Source organism: Kluyvera georgiana (assembly GCF_050990895.1).
GTDB classification, from domain to species: domain Bacteria; phylum Pseudomonadota; class Gammaproteobacteria; order Enterobacterales; family Enterobacteriaceae; genus Kluyvera; species Kluyvera georgiana.
Genome location: NZ_CP158865.1, coordinates 2,505,833 through 2,526,670 on the forward strand (window position 1 = coordinate 2,505,833; position 20,838 = coordinate 2,526,670).

20 protein-coding genes are annotated in these 20,838 nt (G+C 58.4%); 5 read left to right on the forward strand and 15 right to left on the reverse strand.

All coding sequences use genetic code 11. From position 1 onward, the window contains the following. Nucleotides 1–14 precede the first annotated feature (14 nt). The gene (locus tag ABTW00_RS11845; RefSeq protein ID WP_433635791.1) at nt 15–1,394 is read left to right on the forward strand and encodes a glycoside-pentoside-hexuronide (GPH):cation symporter; all 1,380 of its coding nucleotides are present in this window, start codon (nt 15–17) and stop codon (nt 1,392–1,394) included. Between the two features lie 45 nt (nt 1,395–1,439). Here ABTW00_RS11845 and pptA read toward each other — a convergent pair whose 3' ends face one another. Continuing rightward, the gene (gene pptA / locus ABTW00_RS11850; RefSeq protein WP_065356994.1) at nt 1,440–1,667 is read right to left on the reverse strand and encodes a tautomerase PptA; all 228 of its coding nucleotides are present in this window, start codon (nt 1,665–1,667) and stop codon (nt 1,440–1,442) included. A 58-nt stretch (nt 1,668–1,725) separates the two neighbouring features. Then, a complete protein-coding gene (locus tag ABTW00_RS11855; RefSeq protein WP_433635792.1) occupies nt 1,726–2,283 on the reverse strand; it encodes an AAA family ATPase in 558 nt (185 codons plus the stop codon). A gap of 102 nt (nt 2,284–2,385) precedes the next feature. Here ABTW00_RS11855 and ABTW00_RS11860 point away from each other — a divergent pair, with 102 nt between their 5' ends. Then, on the forward strand, nt 2,386–3,276 hold the full coding sequence (locus tag ABTW00_RS11860; protein ID WP_064545555.1) for a LysR family transcriptional regulator: 891 nt from the start codon (nt 2,386–2,388) through the stop codon (nt 3,274–3,276). Nucleotides 3,277–3,380: 104 nt separating this feature from the next. Here the strand turns inward: ABTW00_RS11860 and paaY are convergent, their stop codons facing one another. The 13 genes from paaY to paaA all read right to left on the reverse strand — a co-directional run bounded on the left by paaY (nt 3,381) and on the right by paaA (nt 14,598). Beyond that, nucleotides 3,381–3,977 (reverse strand): phenylacetic acid degradation protein PaaY, encoded by a 597-nt coding sequence (paaY, locus tag ABTW00_RS11865; protein ID WP_064545557.1) that lies wholly within the window; start codon nt 3,975–3,977, stop codon nt 3,381–3,383. A gap of 11 nt (nt 3,978–3,988) precedes the next feature. Continuing rightward, nucleotides 3,989–4,915, reverse strand: coding sequence for a phenylacetic acid degradation operon negative regulatory protein PaaX (gene paaX, locus ABTW00_RS11870; protein WP_164092374.1), 927 nt, complete (start codon nt 4,913–4,915; stop codon nt 3,989–3,991). A gap of 158 nt (nt 4,916–5,073) precedes the next feature. After that, nucleotides 5,074–6,390 carry a phenylacetate--CoA ligase PaaK gene (gene paaK, locus ABTW00_RS11875; protein WP_433635793.1) on the reverse strand — a complete coding sequence of 439 codons (1,317 nt, stop codon included), beginning with the start codon at nt 6,388–6,390 and terminating at the stop codon, nt 5,074–5,076. Nucleotides 6,391–6,418: 28 nt separating this feature from the next. After that, the gene (pcaF, locus tag ABTW00_RS11880; protein WP_433635795.1) at nt 6,419–7,624 is read right to left on the reverse strand and encodes a 3-oxoadipyl-CoA thiolase; all 1,206 of its coding nucleotides are present in this window, start codon (nt 7,622–7,624) and stop codon (nt 6,419–6,421) included. Further along, nucleotides 7,624–8,046: a hydroxyphenylacetyl-CoA thioesterase PaaI gene (gene paaI / locus ABTW00_RS11885; RefSeq protein ID WP_065356988.1), complete on the reverse strand. Its 423-nt coding sequence runs from the start codon at nt 8,044–8,046 to the stop codon at nt 7,624–7,626. Before paaI ends, pcaF begins: the two co-directional genes overlap by 1 nt. Next, nucleotides 8,039–9,457, reverse strand: coding sequence for a 3-hydroxyacyl-CoA dehydrogenase (locus ABTW00_RS11890; RefSeq protein ID WP_433635796.1), 1,419 nt, complete (start codon nt 9,455–9,457; stop codon nt 8,039–8,041). Before ABTW00_RS11890 ends, paaI begins: the two co-directional genes overlap by 8 nt. A gap of 3 nt (nt 9,458–9,460) precedes the next feature. After that, the gene (gene paaG / locus ABTW00_RS11895) at nt 9,461–10,249 is read right to left on the reverse strand and encodes a 2-(1,2-epoxy-1,2-dihydrophenyl)acetyl-CoA isomerase PaaG (RefSeq protein ID WP_433635797.1); all 789 of its coding nucleotides are present in this window, start codon (nt 10,247–10,249) and stop codon (nt 9,461–9,463) included. A 2-nt stretch (nt 10,250–10,251) separates the two neighbouring features. Then, nucleotides 10,252–11,019 (reverse strand): 2,3-dehydroadipyl-CoA hydratase PaaF, encoded by a 768-nt coding sequence (gene paaF / locus ABTW00_RS11900; protein WP_433635798.1) that lies wholly within the window; start codon nt 11,017–11,019, stop codon nt 10,252–10,254. After that, on the reverse strand, nt 11,016–12,086 hold the full coding sequence (paaE, locus tag ABTW00_RS11905) for a 1,2-phenylacetyl-CoA epoxidase subunit PaaE (RefSeq protein WP_433635799.1): 1,071 nt from the start codon (nt 12,084–12,086) through the stop codon (nt 11,016–11,018). Before paaE ends, paaF begins: the two co-directional genes overlap by 4 nt. A gap of 7 nt (nt 12,087–12,093) precedes the next feature. Beyond that, nucleotides 12,094–12,594 carry a 1,2-phenylacetyl-CoA epoxidase subunit PaaD gene (paaD, locus tag ABTW00_RS11910; protein ID WP_065356983.1) on the reverse strand — a complete coding sequence of 167 codons (501 nt, stop codon included), beginning with the start codon at nt 12,592–12,594 and terminating at the stop codon, nt 12,094–12,096. Between the two features lie 12 nt (nt 12,595–12,606). Then, nucleotides 12,607–13,362 carry a 1,2-phenylacetyl-CoA epoxidase subunit PaaC gene (gene paaC, locus ABTW00_RS11915; RefSeq protein ID WP_433635800.1) on the reverse strand — a complete coding sequence of 252 codons (756 nt, stop codon included), beginning with the start codon at nt 13,360–13,362 and terminating at the stop codon, nt 12,607–12,609. A 7-nt stretch (nt 13,363–13,369) separates the two neighbouring features. Continuing rightward, a complete protein-coding gene (paaB, locus tag ABTW00_RS11920; protein ID WP_065356981.1) occupies nt 13,370–13,657 on the reverse strand; it encodes a 1,2-phenylacetyl-CoA epoxidase subunit PaaB in 288 nt (95 codons plus the stop codon). An 11-nt stretch (nt 13,658–13,668) separates the two neighbouring features. After that, entirely contained in the window at nt 13,669–14,598 is a 930-nt protein-coding gene (paaA, locus tag ABTW00_RS11925; RefSeq protein ID WP_065356980.1) for a 1,2-phenylacetyl-CoA epoxidase subunit PaaA, read from the reverse strand. 285 nt (nt 14,599–14,883) lie between these two features. Here paaA and paaZ point away from each other — a divergent pair, with 285 nt between their 5' ends. The 3 genes from paaZ (at nt 14,884) to asd (ending at nt 20,818) form a co-directional block, all read left to right on the forward strand. Next, entirely contained in the window at nt 14,884–16,929 is a 2,046-nt protein-coding gene (paaZ, locus tag ABTW00_RS11930) for a phenylacetic acid degradation bifunctional protein PaaZ (protein ID WP_433635801.1), read from the forward strand. Between the two features lie 252 nt (nt 16,930–17,181). Next, nucleotides 17,182–19,449, forward strand: coding sequence for a primary-amine oxidase (tynA, locus tag ABTW00_RS11935; RefSeq protein ID WP_433635802.1), 2,268 nt, complete (start codon nt 17,182–17,184; stop codon nt 19,447–19,449). Nucleotides 19,450–19,699: 250 nt separating this feature from the next. Further along, a complete protein-coding gene (gene asd / locus ABTW00_RS11940; RefSeq protein ID WP_433635803.1) occupies nt 19,700–20,818 on the forward strand; it encodes an aspartate-semialdehyde dehydrogenase in 1,119 nt (372 codons plus the stop codon). The last annotated feature ends 20 nt before the right edge of the window (nt 20,819–20,838 follow it).

The following is a 20,838-nucleotide window of genomic DNA, read 5'->3' on the forward strand; positions in this document are numbered from 1 at the left end:
GCGAGTCTCTTTATATGGCAGAAACAACGTTTGAACGCTGGAAACAGCGCGTGGGCTACGGTATCGCCGATCTCTCCTGCAACCTGGTGTGGCAGCTTATCTCGCTTTACCTGATGTTTTTTTACACCGACGTGATGGGCTTACCGGCTTACTACGTTGGGTTGATGTTCCTCGTCACCCGCCTGGTCGACGGCGTGGCCGACGTGCTGATGGGGCTGGTGATAGACAATACCGCCACCCGCTGGGGCCGCTGCCGTCCCTATCTGCTGTTCGGCGCGGTTCCCTTTGGCCTACTGTGCATTCTGGCGTTCTATGTTCCGGACTTTGGCACCACCGGCAAACTGGTATACGCCTTTATCACCTATCTGTGCCTGTCGTTTCTCTATACGCTGGTGAATATTCCGTTCTGCGCCATGCTGCCGTTCCTGACTAACGACTCCGGCGAGCGTACCACGCTCTCCACCGTGCGCATTTTACTTGGTTCCCTTGGCGCAACCATTGTGGCCGTCGCCACGCTACCGCTGGTGAGCGCGCTGGGTAAAGGTAACCAGGCACACGGTTTCTTCTCTACGGCGATCGTTTTCGGCGTTATCGCCACCTTCTTTTTGCTGGTTAGCTTTCGCAACGTGAAAGAGAGCATCAGTATTACCCAGGAGCGCATGACCCTCAAGCGCGCGTGGGTGAGCCTGAGAGCTAACCGTCCGTGGTTTGTTTTTGCCATCAATATTTTTCTGATGTGGGGCGCGTTTTTCTTCCAGACCGGCGCGCTGGTGTACTTCTTCCACTACTACGTCGGCAACGTTGAGCTCACGGCAGTGGTCGCAGGTATTTCCACCTTCGTGCCGTTGCTCGGCACGCTAACGGTACCGATGCTCGCCAGCCGCATGAAAAAACGTCATGTCTATCTGGTCGCCAGCACGATTAACCTGCTGGGCATGGGGGTGATGATTGTGGCCGGAGCAAATACGTGGGGGCTGATTGTTGGCGCCGTGATCCTGTCGCTCGGCGCAGGCCAGCGCACGGCGATTTACTTCTCAATGCAGGCCGACCCGGTCGACTACGGGGTATGGAAAACCGGCATTAATACCGCAGGTATTCTCACCTCCATTAATGGTTTCCTCGGTAAAGTCGCCATGGCGGGAGCCGGGGCAATTATCGGCGTGCTGCTCTCGTCCAGCGGCTATGTCGCCAACGCGACGCAAAGCGACAGCGCCATGCTGGCGATAAAAGCCTGCTATCTGTATATCCCGGTGCTGTTGATTATCGCTTCGATGATCTGTATTGGGCGCTTCTATCGTCTGGATGACGACTACGAGCAAATTCGCGCCGACCTGGATGCCGGGCGCTACGCGCCAGCAGAGATAACCGCGGTCGCTACAACGAAAACCGCTTAACAGAAGTCGCCCGGCAAACCAGAGCTACGCCGGGCGACTGCATCATCACATGCTGTAACCCGGCTTTTTAATCAGCGTCGCCATCTGCGGCGCAATTTCGTTATCCCATACCTGCTGCCAGTCGCTTTCCTGCACCTGGTTCAGGGCCACGCTGACCGAGCGGTCTTTGGTATTAAGATGGCGAATCAACACTTCAGTGATGTCCGCCGCGAGCGCGGTTTTCTGTTCATCGCTCAGGTCGCGGGGGAAACATTTAATATCAACGTGTGGCATGGGCAGGACTCCTTATGGTTAGAACCCTAAAACTACCACAGTCAGGCCGCTTCATCCGTCATTTCGTGCGCGAACAAGGGGGGATTTCAGCGCTTAATTGCGCGATAAACGCCTCGGTTTCCCGCTGATTACGCAAGCGTACAAAGCGGATGTGCGCCAAGGCCGGGTCGGCCATGTCTTGCAGGTAGCGCTGGCGGTTAAGACGCCAGGTTTTTAGCGTCCACAGAATGATCGAATCGCGGCTAAAAAAAGAACGGCGAAAACTCTCGCGGTTGCCGGTACCCGGCCACAGCTCTTGCTGACGCCATGCGCGTACTGCCGCACGCGTGACGGCCTGCCGAAAGGTGCGCCAGAAACTGTAATCAACCCACACCACCAGATCCACTTCGCGCCATTTTACCGGACGACTGCGATTATAGTTGCCGTCCAGCACCCAGTCAGGGCCCGCGGTTGCCTGCGCCAGTCCGACGAAAAGCGCCTCATCGCTGACCCCCTGCCATCCGGATCGCCAGTAAAGCGTATCCATTTCGATATAGGGAACGGAAAGTAGCGCCGCCAGACGCTTTGCCAGCGTCGATTTACCCACGCCGCTGGTGCCTACCACATTGATTTTCATTGTCATCTCACCTGATATCACCTGTTGCATATAAATCATCGGCTATTACACTGAAAAAATCATTCTGCAACGATGAGCCAGATTCATTAATGGTCACTCCCTATGTTAAAAGATAACATCAACGATCTGATCTCTTTTATGGTCGTCGCCCGCGAGCGGAGTTTTACCCGTGCCGCCGCACAGCTTGGGGTTTCACAGTCGGCATTGAGCCACGCAATGCGTAATCTGGAAAGCCGTCTCGACGTTCGTCTGCTGACGCGCACCACCCGCAACGTCGCCCCCACAGAAGCGGGTGAAAGACTCTATCAAAGCCTCAGCCCACATCTGCAGGAAATTGAACAGGAAATTTCAGCCCTACGCGATTCACGCGAACGACCGGCAGGCAATATTCGTCTCACCGCTGCCGAACACTCGATGAACACGGTGCTCTGGCCGCGAATCAAGCCGTTTATGCAGCAATACCCGGACATCAATATTGAGGTGATCGTTGATAACGCCCTCACCGATATCGTCGATGAACGGTTTGATGCGGGAGTCCGCCTCGGTGAACAGGTCGCGCGCGATATGATTGCGGTGCGCATTGGCCCGGATATGCGCATGGCCGTGGTCGGTTCACCCGACTATTTTGCCCGTCATGGTATTCCGCAAACGCCGCACGATCTTCAGCATCATCGCTGCATCAACATGCGTCTGCCAACGCGCGGCGGATTGTATGCATGGGAGTTCGAACAACACGGTGAACCGCTGCGGGTTCGGGTTGAAGGGCAACTGACCCTCAACTCCCTGCCTCAACGCCTTGAGGCCGCCGAAGCCGGGTTGGGTCTGGCCTACGTGCCGGAAGACACCATCGCCGATGGCGTAGCCGCCGGGCGTTTACAGCATGTGCTCGCCGACTGGTGCGTGCCTTTTCCGGGTTACTATCTTTACTATCCCAGCCGTCGCCAGCACACCACCGCGTTTGCGCTGTTAGTGGATGCGTTACGCTACTCATAAAAATGCGTAGGCCGGATAAGGCAAAGCCGCCATCCGGCAATGTGCAGCCAATGCCTGATGGCGGCTTTGCCTTATCAGGCCTACATTTCCCTAGGAGACGAGAGCTAAATAGCGGATTTAGGCTGCAGGTTTTCGTCAAACGCCAGACGCTTACGGTCCGGCTCGGCTTCGGTTAACGGTTCAACGGCAACCAGCGTCTTCTGGCAACGGTCGACCAGCACCTGATACTCGCGGGTGCCCTGCTTTTTCCACTCAAGCTCTTGCTCGGTTAAGGTACGAATCGCCTTTGCCGGGCTCCCCACAATCAGATGGTTAGCCGGCATTTCCGCCCGAGCTTTGACGAAAGCCGACGCGCCAACGATGCTGTTTTCACCAATGGTCGCCCCGTCGATAATCACCGCGCTCATGCCGACCAGCGCGTTACGGCCAATGACGCAGCCGTGGAGAATCGCACCGTGGCCGATATGTCCGTCCTCCTCTACCACCGTGTCCTGGCCGGGGAAACCGTGCATCACGCAGTTATCCTGAATGTTCGCGCCATCTTTCACCACGATACGCCCAAAATCGCCGCGCAGGCTGGCGTTGGGCCCAACGTATACCCCTTTACCGAGGATCACATCGCCGATCAGTACGGCAGTCGGGTGGACATAGCTTTCCGTCGGAACAACCGGGATCATCCCGTCAATCTGGTAAATCGGCATGGCTTCTCCTGTTATGCTTCAGGCAATCCCCCAAAGCGTTGATAGTACATCGGTCCCGGCGCGGGCAGTTCGCCCACCGAACTTTCGCTCTTCTCGCTGACGAAAGCCTGCGCCCCTGGAGCAACGCGTTGATAGATGTTGATACAGAGCTGGCGCGCGGTCTGACCTAGCCAATGCGCGGGCAGCAGCTCTTCCGGCAGCAGCGGATCTTTCAGCACCACCCGGCGATAGAAATGGATCAGCAGCAGGCGAATCTGGAAGCAGCGTTCAGGCGTTAACTCATCCGGCTCCGCATCGCGCAGCAGCGGCAATAAGGGGCGGAACAGCGTGATAAACGCTTCGTACATGGCGTTCTGTTCGGTGAGATGCCAGCACTCCTCTACCCGTTCCCGCAGCGCGGCGCGGGAGAGCGCCAGCGGCGAATGGGCTTCGAAGAAGATCACGTTCTCCGCTACGCCCGCTTCGTGCAGCAGCGACTGTACGTCCGCCAGTTTTTGCGATGGCGAGGCTAAAAGGCTCGGCGCAAGCACGCCAAACCCCTGCCAGATCAGCTGTTTTTTGACTTCGGCAAGGGTGTTTTTTTCCAGCCCTTCGGAAAGCAGCAGCAGCCAGGTGCCGTCCCATTCCGGGGCGTTGGCGCGGTAAATTTTACTCTCCGCACGACGCGTCAGGCGCAACCCTTTGTCGCTCAGGCGATAGAAGCTGCGGCGGCCAATGCGCACCACGTCCAGCCACTCTTCTTTGTTGAGGCGAAACAGCGCGGTACGTACAAAGCGTTCGCCAAAGCCCAGCCCTTCCAGCAGCGCCGCCACGCTGCCAAGCCAGACTTCGCCACCGCGCTGGGATAAACAGTCACCGTACAGCGAAGCAATCAGCGAGGTGCCGCTGATCGGCATCGCGGTGACCGCCTGCTGAATAAAACTATCGAGTTTTTCCATATGATTCATAGTGTTGTTGTTTTTGTCCTTTTTGAATCATAGCACAGGAATAAAGCCGCGAAACGCCAGGAGTTTGTAGGCCGGATAAGGCAACGCCGCCATCCGGCAGCGTTGCGCCGTTCAGCCTGATGGCGCTGCGCTTATCAGGCCTACAGGGGTTAGCCGTTGGCGGCGGCTTTGCGCAGATCAAACACGCGGCAGGCCTTGCCTTCAGAGCGCGGAATGCTGCCGCAGTTAACAATGCTGACGTCGGTTGAAATGCCGACCATCGACTTAATGCGATGACGCAGGTGGTGGCAAATCTGGCAGCGCTGTTCGTGGCTCAGCACCAGACTACTCTCTTTCAGCTCAACGCGAATCGAAAGTGAATCAAGATGCCCACGACGATTGACTTCCAGCTGATAGTGCGGCGCCAGATGTTCAATCTTGAGGATCTCTTCTTCCACCTGCGATGGGAAAACGTTCACGCCGCGAATAATGAGCATGTCGTCACTGCGCCCGCTGATGCGATCCATACGGCGCATGGTGCGAGCGGTGCCCGGCAGCAGGCGCGTCAGGTCACGGGTGCGGTAGCGAATTACCGGCAGCGCCTCCTTGGTGAGCGTGGTGAACAGCAGTTCGCCGTGCTCGCCGTCGGCCAACGGGGTACCATCATCCGGATTGACCACTTCCGGGAAGAAGTGGTCTTCCCAGATGGTGGGGCCATCGCCGGTTTCAATACATTCCATTGCCACGCCCGGCCCCATCACTTCCGACAGACCATAAATATCCAGCGCGGTAATACCAAGGCGGCGTTCAATCTCCGCCTTCATACCCGAGGTCCACGGCTCGGCGCCAAAGACGCCGGTTCTCAGCGAACAGCCGCGCGCGTCGCCGCCCATCTGGCGTTCCAGCTCTTCAATCAGGTTGAGACAGTAAGACGGCGTCACCATGATCATGTCGGGTTTGAAATCACGAATCAGCTGCGCCTGTTTCTCGGTCTGGCCGCCGGACATCGGGATCACCGTCGCCCCTAAGCGCTCGGCACCGTAGTGCGCGCCCAGACCGCCGGTAAACAGGCCGTAGCCGTAGGCCACGTGAATTTTATCCTTCGCCGAACCGCCCGCGGCGCGCAGCGAACGGGCGACGATATTCGCCCAGGTATCGATATCGTTCTGCGTATAGCCAACGACGGTCGGCTTGCCGGTCGTACCGGAAGACGCATGGATACGCACCACCTGATCCATCGGTACCGCGAAGGTATCGAACGGATAGTTGTCGCGCAGATCCTGCTTGGTGGTGCAGGGAAACTTGCTGAAATCGCTCAGCTCATGAAAATCGTCAGGGTGTACGCCCGCCGCATCAAACTTACGGCGGTACATCGGGACATTTTCGTAAGCATGTTTCAGCGTCCACTTCAGGCGCTCGGTTTGCAGCGCCTGTAATTCATCACGCGATGCGGTTTCAATCGGATCTAATGTTGTTGTAGTTGTCATTTTGCAGGGTACTCGCAGGTCAATTAGCTCACACTCGCTCGAGGATCATGGCAATGCCCTGACCCACGCCAATACACATCGTACACAGCGCATAGCGTCCATTGCGTCGTTCCAGCTCCAGCGTCGCAGCCAGCGCCAGCCGCGCGCCGCTCATGCCCAACGGATGGCCTAAGGCGATGGCGCCACCATTGGGATTGACATGCGCCGCGTCGTCCGCCAATCCAAGCTGTCTGAGCACGCCCAGCGCCTGGGCGGCAAAAGCCTCGTTGAGTTCAATCACGTCCATATCGTGAATATTCAGCCCGGCGCGCTCCAGCACTTTACGCACCGCCGGCACCGGTCCCAGCCCCATATACTTCGGCTCAACGCCAGCCGTCGCCATAGCGACAATGCGTGCGCGCGGCGTCAGGCCTTGTGCATGCGCCTGCTGTTCACTGGCGATAATTAACGCCGCGGCACCGTCGTTGACGCCGGAGGCGTTACCTGCGGTGACGACACCATTCTTACGAAACGGCGTTTTCAGAGAAGCCAACTGCTCCAGAGTGGTTTCCGCACGAGGATGTTCATCTTCACGCACCGCGCTAACCGCGCCCTTTTTGCCGATAATCTGCACCGGCACGATTTCCTGCGCCAGAATGCCGTCACGCTGCGCGACAGCGGTGCGCTGCTGGCTGCGGTAGGCAAAGGCGTCCTGATCGGCCCGGCTGATGCTTAACAATTCCGCTACATTCTCTGCCGTTTCCGGCATGCTGTCAGTACCAAATTGTTGCTGCATGAGCGGGTTCACAAAACGCCAGCCGATGGTGGTATCGAACATCTCGGCCTGACGCTGGTATGGCGTGGTCGCCTTGCCCATCACGAACGGCGCGCGGGACATCGACTCTACGCCACCGGCAATCATCAGGTCCGCATCGCCCGCTTTAATGGCTCGGGCGGCGAAGCCAATCGCATCAAGACCAGAGCCGCACAGACGGTTAATAGTGGTGCCGGAAACGCCGTACGGATAGCCCGCCAGCAGCGTCGCCATATGCGCAACGTTACGGTTATCTTCCCCGGCCTGGTTGGCGCAGCCGAAAATGACGTCGTCGATACAGGTTGGGTCTAACTTCGGGTTACGGCTAAGCAGCTCGCGCAGCGGAATGGCCGCCAGATCGTCGGCACGCACGCCCGCCAGCGCGCCGCCGTAGCGGCCAATCGGGGTACGAATGCCGTCACAAATAAATGCATCACGCATTAGACTTCTCCTGTAATAGTGCCGCCAATGCGGTGCGATTTGCCGCGAAACAGCGCCACGGTTTTTTGCTGCGGATTGACGATTTCAATGTCATAGACGCCGGTCAGTTTGCCCTGCTGCTTCACCCGGGCGGTGGCCGTTAATTTCTCGCCCGCAAAGGCCGGACGCAGAAAATCGATGCTGGCAGCTGAAGCCACCGCCGCCAGCCCCTGGCTGTTGCAGGCGTAGGCAAAGGCGGTATCCGCCAGGGTGAAAAGCTGCCCGCCGTGGCAGGTCTGATGGCCATTCAGCTGCGAGGGCGATACGGTCATCGTCATCTGCGCGTAGCCGTCGTCCATCTCGATAATGTCAATTCCCAGCGCCTGCGCGCAGGTGTCTTTTTCGTACATGGCGCGGGCGTTGCGCCAGGCTTCGTTACTCATGACGCATCTCCATCAGCGCCTTCTGGCGCAGCAGCGCACTGGGGCGATAGCGTTCTTCGCCGTAGTGCTGTTGTAGGTTTTCCAGTAGACGCAGCACGCGTCCCCAGCCGAGCGATTCGCCCCAGGCCAGCGGCCCGCGCGGGTAGTTCACTCCTAAACGCATCGCGGTATCGATATCGTCGGCGTTCGCTACGCCTTTTTGCACCGCATCCAGCGCTTCGTTCGCCAGCATCGCCACCGTGCGCCACACCAGAAGCCCTGGGTAGTCGGCAATGCGCAGCACTTTTTTGCCCTGCTGCTGGAAGTAGTACACCGCTTTATCGGTGGCGGAGTCCGGGTTGGTTTCCGCGCCTGCCAGCACGACGGTATCGCTCGCGGCATGGTCATACACCACCACCGGGCGCTGGAGCTGCACGCTTAAGGCCAGCGCGGTTTCACCGGTCGTTTCCAGCAGCAGTACATTGTCTAACTCTGTGACAACGTCACTTTTAACCATTTTCGCCGCGCGGTCAGCAGAGACGGCAGCGAGCGCCGGTTCAGGCTGATTCTCCAGCGGCCAGCGATAGACGCCGTGGCCGCTTTTCTTACCCAGACGCCCCGCCAGCGCCAGCTCCTGTTGCAGCAACGACGGGAGAAAACGGCGGTCCTGCCAGAAGGCGTTAAACACCGAACAGGTCACGGCAAAGTTCACGTCCTGGCCGATAAGGTCGGTCAGCGCCAGCGGCCCCATCGGGAAACCGCCGCCGTCGCGCAGCGCGGCATCAATCACCTCCGCTGACGCCACCTGCTCTTCCAGCGCGCGCCAGGCTTCGGCGTAATACGGACGCGCCACGCGGTTAACGATAAAGCCCGGCGTGGAGCGGCAGCGTACCGGCTGTTTGCCCCAGGCGGTCACGCACTGGCAAAGTTGCTCAACCACTTCCGTTGAGGTGGCAAGACCGCTCACCACTTCCACCAGTTTCATTACCGGTGCCGGGTTAAAGAAGTGCAGCCCCGCGACGCGTTCCGGGTGTTTAATGCCCGCCGCAATGGCGGTAATCGAGATGGACGAGGTGTTGCTGGTCAGCAGCGTTGACGGTGAGCAAATCTCTGCCAGCTCGCTGAACAGCGCCTTTTTAATCTCCAGCCGCTCGGACGCTGCCTCAATCACCAGCTGCGCGTCGGCAAGCTGCGTTAGTTCGGTTGCCGGCGTAATACGCGCCAGCAGCGCCTGCGCCTGTTCAGTGCTAATTTTGCCGCGGCTAACGCGGGCGTTCAGTCGCTCGGCAATGCCGTCGATGGCGCGCGTAATGGCCTCGGCGGAAATGTCGTACAGCCGTACCGCGTGCCCGGCGCTCGCTGCCACTTCGACAATCCCGGCCCCCATGGTGCCGCCGCCAATCACCGCGACGGTGTGAAGAGTCTGGCTCATGGCTTATTTCCCGCTGAACTGTGGTGGACGTTTGGCGAGGAAGGCGCTGACGCCTTCGCGATAGTCGTCGCTGCGACCGGCCATGCGCTGGTAATCGCGCTCAAGCTCAAGCTGCTGATCCAGCGAGTTAGTTTCGGAAAGCTGTAAGGCTTTCTTAATTAGCCCCAGGCCATAGGTCGGCTGGGTCGCAAAGTGACGCGCCATGGTCAGCGCGGTATCTTTCAGCTCGGCATCGTCAACCACCTGCCAGATCATCCCCCACTGCGCGGCCTGTTCGGCGCTGAGATTATCCCCAAGCATCAGCAGGCCAACGGCGCGAGCGCGACCGGCAACGCGCGGCAGTACCCAGCTTCCGCCGCAGTCCGGCACCAGGCCGAGCTTGCTGAAGGCCATGACAAACTTCGCCGAGCGTGCGGCAATCACGATATCGCAGCCCATCGCCAGCGTGGCGCCGGCACCGGCGGCGACGCCGTTGACGGCGCAGATAACCGGCTTCGGCAGCGCGGCTAAGCGGCGCACCAGCGGGTTATAAAAGCGTTCTACCGACATGCCCAGATCCGGCGCGGGGCCGCTCGGGTCAACGTTACGGTCGTTCAGATCCTGTCCGGCGCAAAAGCCGCGTCCGGCGCCGGTAATCAGCAGGCAGCGAATGGTGTCGTCGCGTTCGGCCTGTTTCAGGCAGTCGGCGAGCTGCTGGTGCATCACGTCGTTAAAGCTATTGAGTCGGTCCGGGCGGTTCAGGGTGAGGGTCATTACGCCCTGTTCCACTTCGCTGAGAATGAATGCGTCCACGATTAGCGTCCTTTAAATTCCGGTGTGCGTTTTTCTAAAAAGGCGCTGACGCCTTCACGACGATCTTCCGTGCCGCTGAGCAGCGTAAACAGCTGACGCTCCTGCACCAGACCGGCCTGCAAGCCCACCTCATGCGCCTGACGCAGCGACTGTTTTGCCGCCCGCAGCGCCAGCGGCGAATGACGGGCAATGGTCGCCGCCAGCTTCAGCGCATATTCATCGGAGAGGTTCGCCGGGTGAATGTCGCTCACCAGCCCGGCCTGAATGGCGCGTTCGGCATCGATGCTTTCGCCGCTCAGTACCATGCGGCTGGCCAGCGCTTTGCCAACGCTGCGGATAAGACGCTGCGTACCGCCCGCGCCCGGCATGGTGCCGAGGGTAATTTCCGGCAGACCAAAGCGGGCGTTATCGCCGGCAATCACCAGGTCGCACAGCAGCGCCAGCTCGCAGCCCGCGCCCAGCGCGTAGCCATTCACCACTGCAATCAGCGGTTTGTTGAAAGCATCGATACGCGCCCACAGACGCGGACGAATATCGTCGAAGGTGGCGGGCAGGTCTTTTTCCGCCATTTCGTTGAGATCGGCACCGGCGGCGAAATAACGCGGGTTGCCGCTAATCACACAAACGCGGATGCTGGCGTCCGCCGCCGCGCTTTCCAGCGCGTCTGCAATCTGCGTCAGCAGCGCGTTGTTCAGCGCGTTACGCGCCTGCGGGCGGTTCAGGGTCAGTTGCAGCACGCGGTCGTGACGGGTAATCAGCAGTTCGCTCATGCCATCCCCCGCGCGTCAAAATCAACCACCACGTCGCCGCTGGTTGGCAGCGCCTGGCAGCTCAGTACGTAGCCCGCCGCCACTTCATCGGCTTCGAGGCTGTAGTTGGCGGCCATCGCCACTTCACCGCTCACCACCTTGCATTTACAGGTGGCGCAGACGCCGCCTTTACAGGCGAAGGGCAGGTCCGCCCCCTGACGCAGCGCCGCGTCGAGGATGCTGTCATCTTCGGCGCTCAGCGAAATCAGGCGATCGCGTCCATCCTGACGGAGAGTGACCGTGCGGCCTTCCGCCTGCACGCCGGTGGCGCGTTTCACGCTGGTGCCCGGCGTATTAAAGCGTTCGAGGTGAATGGATTTTTCCGGCACGCCCAGTTCTCGCAGCGCCGCTTCGGCTTCGTCCATCATCGCCGACGGGCCACAGATAAAGGCTTCGTCAAAGCGGCTGAAATCGAGCAGGGTTTTGCCGAACGCGTGCAGCTTCTCACCGTCGATGCGCCCTTGTAACAGGTCGCTATCCATCGACTCCTGGCTGAACAGATGCACCACCTGCAAACGCTGCGGGTAGCGGTCTTTCAGGTCGGCCAGCGCCTGACGGAACATCATGCTGTGGCTGCTGCGGTTGCCGTAGATCAGGGTGAACTGGCTCGCCGGTTCGGTGGCGAGCGTCGCTTCAATAATCGCCATCATCGGCGTAATACCGGAACCGGCGGCAATCGCCAGATACTCGGCTTCGCGTTCGGCCTGCGGCTGGTAGCCGAAGTGACCCTGCGGCACCATTACCTCAAGCTCCATGCCCTGCTGAATATCGCTCTGGGCATAGCGAGAGAAACGGCCGCCGTCGATGGCTTTGACCGCCACGCTGATTTCAGACGGCGAGCGGCTGCGGCAGATGGAGTAGCAGCGGCGTAACTCTTCCCCGCCGAGGCGGGTTTTCAGCGTCAAATGCTGGCCCGGACGGAAGGCGTAAACGCTACGCAGCGCGTCGGGAATGGCAAAGGTAATGGTGACCGAATCACGCGTTTCCGGTTCAACCTTTGCCACGGTAAGCGAATGAAATGTTGTCATCGCAGCCTCAAATACATTTAAAGTAATCAAAGGGTTCACGGCAGCTGTCGCAGCGGTACAGCGCTTTACAGGCCGTGGAACCGAATTCGCTAAGCAGCGAGGTATGGGTGCTGCCGCAGCGCGGGCACACCACATCCTTCGGCAGTTCGGCGGCATGGCAGGCGTGGGCCTGCGGCGGGCTGATACCGTACTGACGCAGACGCTCGCGGGCATCCGGGCTCATCCAGTCGGTGGTCCACGGCGGGTCAAGCTGCAATACGATATGCACAGGCGTATAGCCGTGCTCCGCCATCACCGTGCGAATTTCACCCAGCAGATGTTCGGTGGCCGGGCAACCTGAGTAGGTCGGCGTAAAGCCAATCACCCAGCCGTCGCCGTGACGCTCCACGCGGCGCACCATGCCGAGGTCGGTAATGGTCAGCACCGGGACTTCCGGGTCTGGAATGGCGCTTAATAATCCCCAGACGGTACGCACTTCCGGGGGCGCGATTGCGGCGAGACGTTGCATAGCCACCTCCTGCTACCACTGCTGGCCGGGATACGACCGCTGTAAATACTGCATCTCTGCCAGCATCGGGCCGAGATGTTCACTGTGCAGCCCCTGTTTGCCGCCGCGACGGAACGGTGCTTCTTCAGGAATGTGCAGGCCCGCGTCGAGCAGCGCGGTGTGCACCGTCGTTTGCCATTCGGCCTGCAATTCGCGGGGATCAACGGCGATGCCCTGCTCGCTCAGGCTGATATCCAGCTCGTCGGCCATAAACAGCTCGCCGGTGAAGCGCCACAGGTTGTTGACCGCCTGCTGCATTAACTGCGTGGAGTAGTCGGTGCCGTTGCCCAGACGCTCCAGCCAACCGCGGCTAAAGCGCAGGTGATAACGCACTTCTTTCAGCCCTTTGGCGGCGATAGCGGCAATCTGCGCGTCACGGCTGTTCACCAGACGGCTGAACAGCGCCACGTGCCAGGCATCCATAAAGAACTGACGGGCGATGGTGTCGGCGAAATTGCCGTTCGGCTGCTCGACCAGCAGCACGTTGCTGAACTGACGTTCGTGGCGGCCAAAGGCCAGCGTGTCTTCGTCGCCGCTGCCGTTCAGTTCGGCGGCATAGCTCAGGAAATTGCGCGCCTGACCGAGAAGGTCGAGGCCGATATTGGCCAGCGCCAGGTCAATTTCCAGCTCCGGCGCATGGCCACACCAGGCGCCTAAACGTTGGGCCAGCACCAGGCCGTTATCGCCGAGACGCAGCGCATAGGTTGCAACGGGGTTTTGCATGTTCATCGTTGCCTCACATATGTTCCATGCCGTCCGGCACGGTGTAGAACGTCGGGTGGCGGTAGACCTTGCTCTCGGCGGGATCGAAGAACTCACCGCGCGCTTCCGGCTGCGAGGCGACGATTTCGCTCGCCTTCACCACCCAGATAGAACAGCCTTCGCTGCGGCGGGTGTAGACATCACGGGCGTTTTCCAGCGCCATCCGATCGTCGGCGGCGTGCAGACTGCCCACGTGACGGTGCGACAGCCCCTGTTTGCTGCGGACAAACACTTCGTATAACGGCCAGTATGTTTTGCTCATTCTTTTTCTCCTCAGGCGGCATCGCGAGCGCGTTGTTTTTCGGCATGCGCCAGCGCGGCTTCGCGCACCCATGCCCCCTCTTCCCAGGCTTTGCGCTTGGCGCCCAGACGTTCGTGGTTACAGATGCCGCGGCCGCTGATGACTTCGTTGAGTTCCTGCCAGTCGATTTCGCCGTAGCGATAGTGACCGGTAGTTTCGTCAAACGTCAGATCGGCGTCCGGCACCTTCATGCCGAGGATCTCGACCTGTGGGACGGTGTTGTCGACGAAGCGCTGACGCAGTTCATCGTTGGAATGCAGTTTGATCTTCCACGCCATGCTGCGGGCGCTGTTCGGCGAGTTGTCATCGCTCGGCCCGAACATCATTAACGCTGGCCACCAGAAGCGGTTGATGGCGTCCTGTAGCATCTGACGCTGCTCTTCACTGCCCGCCGCCAGCGCCATACAGGCTTCAAAGCCCTGACGCTGGTGGAAGCTCTCTTCTTTGCAGATTTTGACCATCGCCCGGGCATACGGGCCGTAGGAGGTGCGGCACAGCGCCACCTGGTTGACGATCGCCGCGCCGTCGACCAGCCAGCCGATCACGCCGATATCCGCCCAGGTGAGCGTCGGGTAGTTAAAGATGGAGGAGTACTTCATCTGCCCGTCGAGCATCTTCTGATAGAGGTCTTCACGCGCGCAGCCGAGGGTTTCCGCCGCGCTATAGAGATAGAGGCCATGCCCGGCTTCGTCCTGCACCTTCGCCAGCAGAATCGCTTTACGGCGAAGCGTGGGGGCGCGGGTGATCCAGTTGCCTTCCGGCAGCATGCCGACAATTTCCGAGTGCGCATGCTGACCAATCTGGCGGATCAGCGTCTTGCGGTACGCCTCCGGCATCCAGTCCTGCGGTTCAATGGCTGTTTCCTGCGCAATGCGCTGGTCAAAGCGTTGTTCTTCTGTCACGTCATCACCTTATGATTCCGATAAATTCAACAAATCAATTTTTGTGAATCATTTTGTTTTCTAAAAGTTACATTCAGGTTAAACAAAACCACAAATTTTGTTTGTGATTTTTGTGATGCATACCGCAAAGCCTTTTAAATAAACGAATAAAAACAGAACCATAATCAATAAAGGTAAAGTGCCTGCGATCGCATTGTTAATAAAATATTAAAATCTCGCTTGCATTTTATGATTCATAAAAGAACTATCTATAACAAGATTAAGGAACACATCTGGAGATTGACGATGCAACAGCTCGCTAGCTATTTATCCGGCACCTGGCAAACCGGCCGTGGCCGTAGCCGCACCATTCATCACGCCATCAGCGGTGAACCGCTCTGGGAAGTCACAAGCGAAGGGTTGGATATGGCGCAGGCGCGCCGCTTCGCCATTGAGCACGGCGGCAAAGCGCTTCAGGCGATGACCTTTATTGAGCGCAGCGCGATGCTAAAAGCGGTCGCCAAACATCTGATGGAACGGAAGGCTGACTTCTACGCCATCTCCGCCGAAACCGGCGCGACGCGCGGCGATAGCTGGGTGGATATCGAAGGCGGTATTGGCACCCTGTTCACCTATGCCAGCCTCGGTGGTCGCGAGCTGCCGGACGACGTGCTGTGGCCGGAAGACGAGTTAATCCCGCTCTCCAAACAGGGCGGCTTTGCCGCGCGCCACGTGCTGACGTCGAAATCCGGCGTGGCGGTACACATCAACGCCTTTAACTTCCCTTGCTGGGGCATGTTAGAGAAGCTGGCGCCGACCTGGCTTGCCGGGATGCCGGCGATCATCAAGCCAGCGACCGCTACCGCCCAACTGACCCAGGCGATGGTAAAAGCGATTATCGACAGCGGCCTGGTACCGAACGGCGCGATTAGCCTTATCTGCGGCGGCGCGGGCGACCTGCTCGACCATCTCGACAGCCAGGACGTGGTGACCTTTACCGGCTCGGCGCATACCGGGCAGCAGCTGCGCGTGCATCCGAATCTGGTGGCGAAGTCTGTCCCCTTCACCATGGAAGCGGACTCGCTAAACTGCTGCGTGCTGGGCAACGATGTCACCCCGGAGCAGCCGGAATTTGCGCTGTTTATTCGTGAAGTGGTGCGCGAGATGACCACCAAGGCCGGGCAGAAATGTACCGCTATCCGCCGCATTATCGTGCCGCAGGCGCAGGTAAAAGCGGTGAGCGAGGCGCTGATTGCGCGTCTGCAAAAAGTGGTGGTCGGCGATCCGGTGCAGGAAGGCGTGAAGATGGGCGCGCTGGTCAATCACGAGCAGCGTCAGGACGTGCAGGACAACGTTAACCGCCTGGTGGAAGCGGGATGCGAGGTGCTGCTGGGCGGTAAAGCGGATCTCCGCGCCGCCGGAGCGTTCTTCCCACCCACGCTGCTGTTCTGCGCACAGCCGGATGAAGTTTCTGCGGTGCATGCCATTGAGGCCTTTGGCCCGGTAGCCACCCTGATGCCGTATCAGAATACCGAACATGCGTTGGCGCTGGCACGTGCCGGTGAAGGCAGCCTGGCAGGCACGCTGGTCACGGCAAGCGGCGAGCTGGCGCGTGAGTTTATCCTCGGTGCGGCCCGCGCTCACGGGCGTATTCAGGTGCTGAACGAAGAGTCCTCGGCGGAATCGACAGGCCATGGTTCCCCGCTGCCGCAGCTGGTACACGGCGGCCCGGGACGTGCGGGCGGCGGTGAGGAGTTGGGCGGCCTGCGGGCGGTGAAACACTATATGCAGCGCACCGCAATTCAGGGCAGCCCCACCATGCTGGCTGCCGTCAGCCAGCAGTGGGTACGCGGCGCGCAGGTGGTGGAAGACCGTATTCACCCGTTCCGTAAATACTTCGAAGAGATCCAGCCGGGCGATAGCCTGCTGACCCCGCGTCGTACCTTAACCGAAGCGGATATCGTGAACTTTGCCTGCCTCAGCGGCGACCATTTCTATGCCCATATGGACAAGATTGCGGCGGCAGATTCCATTTTCGGCGAGCGCGTGGTGCACGGTTACTTCCTGATTTCCGCGGCGGCCGGTCTGTTTGTTGACGCGGGCGTCGGCCCGGTCATCGCCAACTACGGCATGGAAAACCTGCGCTTTATCGAGCCGGTTAAACCGGGCGATACCATCCAGGTACGTCTAACCTGCAAACGTAAAACGGTCAAACGCCAGCGCAACGCCGAAGAGAAAGCCACCGGCGTGGTGGAATGGGCGGTGGAGATTTTCAACCAGCATCAGCAGGCGGTGGCGCTGTATTCCATTCTGACATTGGTCGCGCGTCAGCACGGGGATTTCCCGGCGTAAGCGGTGGCGCAAGCCTGATGGTGCTTCGCTTATCAGGCCTACAAAACTTACGTAGGCCGGATAAGGCGTTCACGCCGCCATCCGGCAACATAAGCATTCATGCCTCCGCGGAGGCATTTTTTGTAACTGGCAAAACTGACAAACAACCTGGCAAGCGCAAGCAAACGCTGCGTGACGATCGGCTGTTAGGGTAAGAGACTGAAGCCGAAGTAGCAGCGGCAAGGCACAACATAACGATAAAATGAGGTCACAATGTCAAAAGGCTCGATTCGTTCAAACCGTAAAACAGCGCTGGCGCTGGCCGTCGCCCTGTTCTGCGCCTGGCAAGCTCCGGCATTCGCCCACGGTGGCGAAGCGCATATGGTTCCGATGGACAAAACCCTGCAGGATTTCGGCGCGGACGTTCAGTGGGATGACTACGCGCAGATGTACACCCTGATCAAAGACGGGGCGTTCGTGAAGGTAAAACCGGGCGCCAAAACCGCCATCGTCAACGGCAAAACCCTGAACCTGCAGGTGCCGGTGGTGATGAAAGACGGTAAAGCGTGGGTGTCCGATACCTTTATTAACGACGTTTTCCAGTCGGGCCTCGATCAAACCTTCCAGGTAGAGAAAGTGCCGCACCCGCTGAACTCGCTCTCTTCTGCTGAAATCAGCGAAGCGGTCACCATCGTGAAGGCCGCGCCAGAGTTCCAGCCGAACACCCGCTTCACCGAAATTTCCCTGCACGAGCCGGACAAAAAGGCGGTTTGGGCGTTTGCGTTAAAGGGTACCCCGGTTAATACTCCGCGCACCGCTGATGTGGTAATGCTGGACGGTAAGCACGTGATTGAAGCCGTGGTTGACCTGCAAAACAAAAAAGTCCTCTCCTGGAAACCGATTAAAGACGCGCACGGCATGGTGCTGATCGACGACTTCGTCAGCGTGCAGAACATCATCAACGCCAGCAGCGAATTTGCTGACGTACTGAAGAAACACGGTATCAAAGACACCACTAAAGTCATCACCACCCCGCTGACCGTCGGTTACTTCGACGGTAAAGACGGCCTGAAGCAGGACGCGCGCCTGCTGAAAGTAGTGAGCTATCTGGATACCGGCGACGGCAACTACTGGGCGCACCCGATCGAAAATCTGGTGGCGGTCGTTGACCTTGAGCAGAAGAAAATCATCAAGATTGAAGAAGGCCCGGTGATCCCAGTGCCGATGGAAGCCCGTCCGTTTGATGGCCGCGACCGTGTGGCAAAATCGGTGAAACCGCTGGATATCATCGAGCCGGAAGGCAAAAACTACACCATCACCGGCGATATGATCCACTGGCAGAACTGGGACTTCCACCTGCGCCTGAACTCCCGCGTGGGGCCAATTCTCTCCACCGTGACCTATAACGATAACGGCACCAAGCGCCAGGTGATGTACGAAGGCTCGCTGGGCGGGATGATCGTGCCTTACGGCGACCCGGACGTGGGCTGGTACTTTAAAGCGTACCTGGATTCCGGCGACTACGGCATGGGCACCCTGACCTCACCGATCGCGCGCGGTAAAGACGCCCCGAACAATGCGGTGCTGTTGGATGAAACTATCGCTGACTACACGGGCGCACCGACCACCATCCCACGTGCAGTCGCCATTTTCGAACGCTACGCCGGGCCGGAATATAAGCACCAGGAAATGGGTCAGCCGAACGTCAGCACCGAGCGTCGTGAACTGGTGGTCCGCTGGATTAGCACCGTCGGTAACTACGACTACATCTTCGACTGGGTGTTCCACGAAAACGGCACCATCGGTATTGACGCCGGGGCGACCGGTATTGAGGCGGTCAAAGGCGTGAAGGCGAAGACCATGCATGACCCAAGCGCCAAAGATGACACCCGCTACGGTACGCTGATCGACCACAATATCGTCGGCACCACCCACCAGCATATTTATAACTTCCGCCTCGATCTTGACGTGGATGGCGAAAATAACACCCTGGTGGCGATGGACCCGGAAGTGAAGCCGAACACCTCTGGCGGCCCACGTACCAGCACGATGCAGGTGAATCAATATACGATTGAATCTGAGCAGAAAGCGGCGCAGAAATTCGATCCAGGCACCATTCGCCTGCTGAGCAATACCACCAAAGAGAATCGGATGGGGAACCCGATTTCGTATCAGATTATCCCTTATGCCGGTGGTACCCACCCGGCTGCAACCGGCGCGAAGTTTGCCCCGGACGAATGGATTTACCACCGTCTGAGCTTTATGGATAAACAGCTGTGGGTCACCCGCTATCACCAGGAAGAGCGCTATCCGGAAGGCAAATACCCGAACCGTTCGGTGCACGATACAGGCCTCGGTCAGTACGCGAAAGATGACGAATCGCTGAACAACCAGGATGACGTGGTGTGGATCACTACCGGCACCACCCACGTGGCGCGCGCCGAAGAGTGGCCGATTATGCCAACCGAATGGGCCCACGCCTTGCTGAAACCGTGGAACTTTTTCGATGAGACGCCGACGCTGGGTGAGAAGAAAAAATAATGGGCAGCACCGAATGGCCTCAGCGATGAGGCCATTTTTTTAGCCGCCAGATGGATATTCATCATCTCTACATTCTGAGATTAACGCCTTTTCTATTTGTGTCATTGCCCTTTCATTATTTTTACTAACCCCCGATGAAACATTCTTATTAAAGCGTTTTTTTTCACTTCCCTTGATGACGATGTTTTATAGATAAGATATAAATCCCCCTCGAGTTTAACATTTCAACAACATCATTAAGGTTAAATAAATGACGCAGGTTGGCATTATTGGTTGGCGTGGGATGGTGGGTTCTGTTTTGCTTCAGAGAATGCTGGAGGAGAATGATTTTAATGGGATTTCTGCTCATTTCTTTAGCACCTCCAGTGCAGGTGGGCACGGGCCAGCTATTGATGGCATCCGCTATACCCTGAAGGATGCGCATTCTATTGAGGCGCTCGCCGAAATGGATATTATCATTACCTGTCAGGGCGGTGATTATACCAAGGCTATTTATCCCGTCCTGCTTGAATATGGCTGGAAAGGCTACTGGATTGATGCCGCTTCAGCGCTGCGCATGGATGACAAAGCCTGCATTATTCTTGACCCCGTTAACCGTAATAATATCGACCGTGCAGTCAAAGATGGGATTAAACTTTTTGTCGGCGGTAACTGCTCTATTACATTAAGTCTGATGGGGCTGGCCGGTTTGATCGACGCTGACCTGATAGAATGGATGAGCGTCATGACCTACCAGTCAGCTTCCGGCGCGGGAGCCAAACATGTTCGGGAGCTTATCGCACAAAGCGCTTATATCAGCCAGCATTTGTCTACCGACGAGCTGGAAAATCCAGGTTCGGTGCTGCCTTTGGTCAACAAAGTGAGCGAGTTGATTCGCAGCGATAAGATGCCCATCGACAACTTTGGCGCACCGCTGATGGGCAGCATTATCCCGTGGATAGACAGCGACTTAGGCGATGGAAACAGCCGGGAAGAATGGAAAGGTGAAGCGGAAACCAACAAAATCCTGGGCCTTCCTGCGGGGACTATCCCCGTCAACGGTTTGTGCATTCGTGTTGGCGTGATTCGCTGCCATAGCGCGGCGATCACGCTGAAACTCAAGCGCGAGGTCAGTGAAGCCGAGTTTGAAGCGTTGGTGACGCATTCCCATCCGTGGGTGAACTATGTGCCAAACAATAAGGAGGCAAGCGTGACGCAATTAACCCCTGCCCACATCAGCGGTTCCCTTCAGGTGGGTATTGGTCGCTTTAAGAAGATGGCGCTGAACAACGATCCTATCTACTCGGTGCTGACGGTCGGCGATCAGCTGCTTTGGGGGGCCGCAGAGCCGCTGCGTCGTATGCTGAATATACTGTTACACAGAATCTAACGATGGAAGGCCCAGGCTTA

What these genes read in the sequence shown, in the direction of transcription:
- paaF (WP_433635798.1), bottom strand. Translation starts at nt 11,019, where the DNA reads ATGAGCGAACTGCTGATTACCCGTCACGACCGCGTGCTGCAACTGACC.
- pptA (WP_065356994.1), bottom strand. Translation starts at nt 1,667, where the DNA reads ATGCCACACGTTGATATTAAATGTTTCCCCCGCGACCTGAGCGATGAA.
- paaK (WP_433635793.1), bottom strand. Translation starts at nt 6,390, where the DNA reads ATGACAACTACAACAACATTAGATCCGATTGAAACCGCATCGCGTGAT.
- paaD (WP_065356983.1), bottom strand. Translation starts at nt 12,594, where the DNA reads ATGCAACGTCTCGCCGCAATCGCGCCCCCGGAAGTGCGTACCGTCTGG.
- paaB (WP_065356981.1), bottom strand. Translation starts at nt 13,657, where the DNA reads ATGAGCAAAACATACTGGCCGTTATACGAAGTGTTTGTCCGCAGCAAA.
- ABTW00_RS11855 (WP_433635792.1), bottom strand. Translation starts at nt 2,283, where the DNA reads ATGAAAATCAATGTGGTAGGCACCAGCGGCGTGGGTAAATCGACGCTG.
- paaE (WP_433635799.1), bottom strand. Translation starts at nt 12,086, where the DNA reads ATGACAACATTTCATTCGCTTACCGTGGCAAAGGTTGAACCGGAAACG.
- paaI (WP_065356988.1), bottom strand. Translation starts at nt 8,046, where the DNA reads ATGAGTAACGAAGCCTGGCGCAACGCCCGCGCCATGTACGAAAAAGAC.
- ABTW00_RS11845 (WP_433635791.1), top strand. Translation starts at nt 15, where the DNA reads ATGGCAGAAACAACGTTTGAACGCTGGAAACAGCGCGTGGGCTACGGT.
- paaC (WP_433635800.1), bottom strand. Translation starts at nt 13,362, where the DNA reads ATGAACATGCAAAACCCCGTTGCAACCTATGCGCTGCGTCTCGGCGAT.
- paaZ (WP_433635801.1), top strand. Translation starts at nt 14,884, where the DNA reads ATGCAACAGCTCGCTAGCTATTTATCCGGCACCTGGCAAACCGGCCGT.
- tynA (WP_433635802.1), top strand. Translation starts at nt 17,182, where the DNA reads ATGTCAAAAGGCTCGATTCGTTCAAACCGTAAAACAGCGCTGGCGCTG.
- asd (WP_433635803.1), top strand. Translation starts at nt 19,700, where the DNA reads ATGACGCAGGTTGGCATTATTGGTTGGCGTGGGATGGTGGGTTCTGTT.
- pcaF (WP_433635795.1), bottom strand. Translation starts at nt 7,624, where the DNA reads ATGCGTGATGCATTTATTTGTGACGGCATTCGTACCCCGATTGGCCGC.
- ABTW00_RS11890 (WP_433635796.1), bottom strand. Translation starts at nt 9,457, where the DNA reads ATGAGCCAGACTCTTCACACCGTCGCGGTGATTGGCGGCGGCACCATG.
- paaX (WP_164092374.1), bottom strand. Translation starts at nt 4,915, where the DNA reads ATGGAAAAACTCGATAGTTTTATTCAGCAGGCGGTCACCGCGATGCCG.
- ABTW00_RS11860 (WP_064545555.1), top strand. Translation starts at nt 2,386, where the DNA reads ATGTTAAAAGATAACATCAACGATCTGATCTCTTTTATGGTCGTCGCC.
- paaY (WP_064545557.1), bottom strand. Translation starts at nt 3,977, where the DNA reads ATGCCGATTTACCAGATTGACGGGATGATCCCGGTTGTTCCGACGGAA.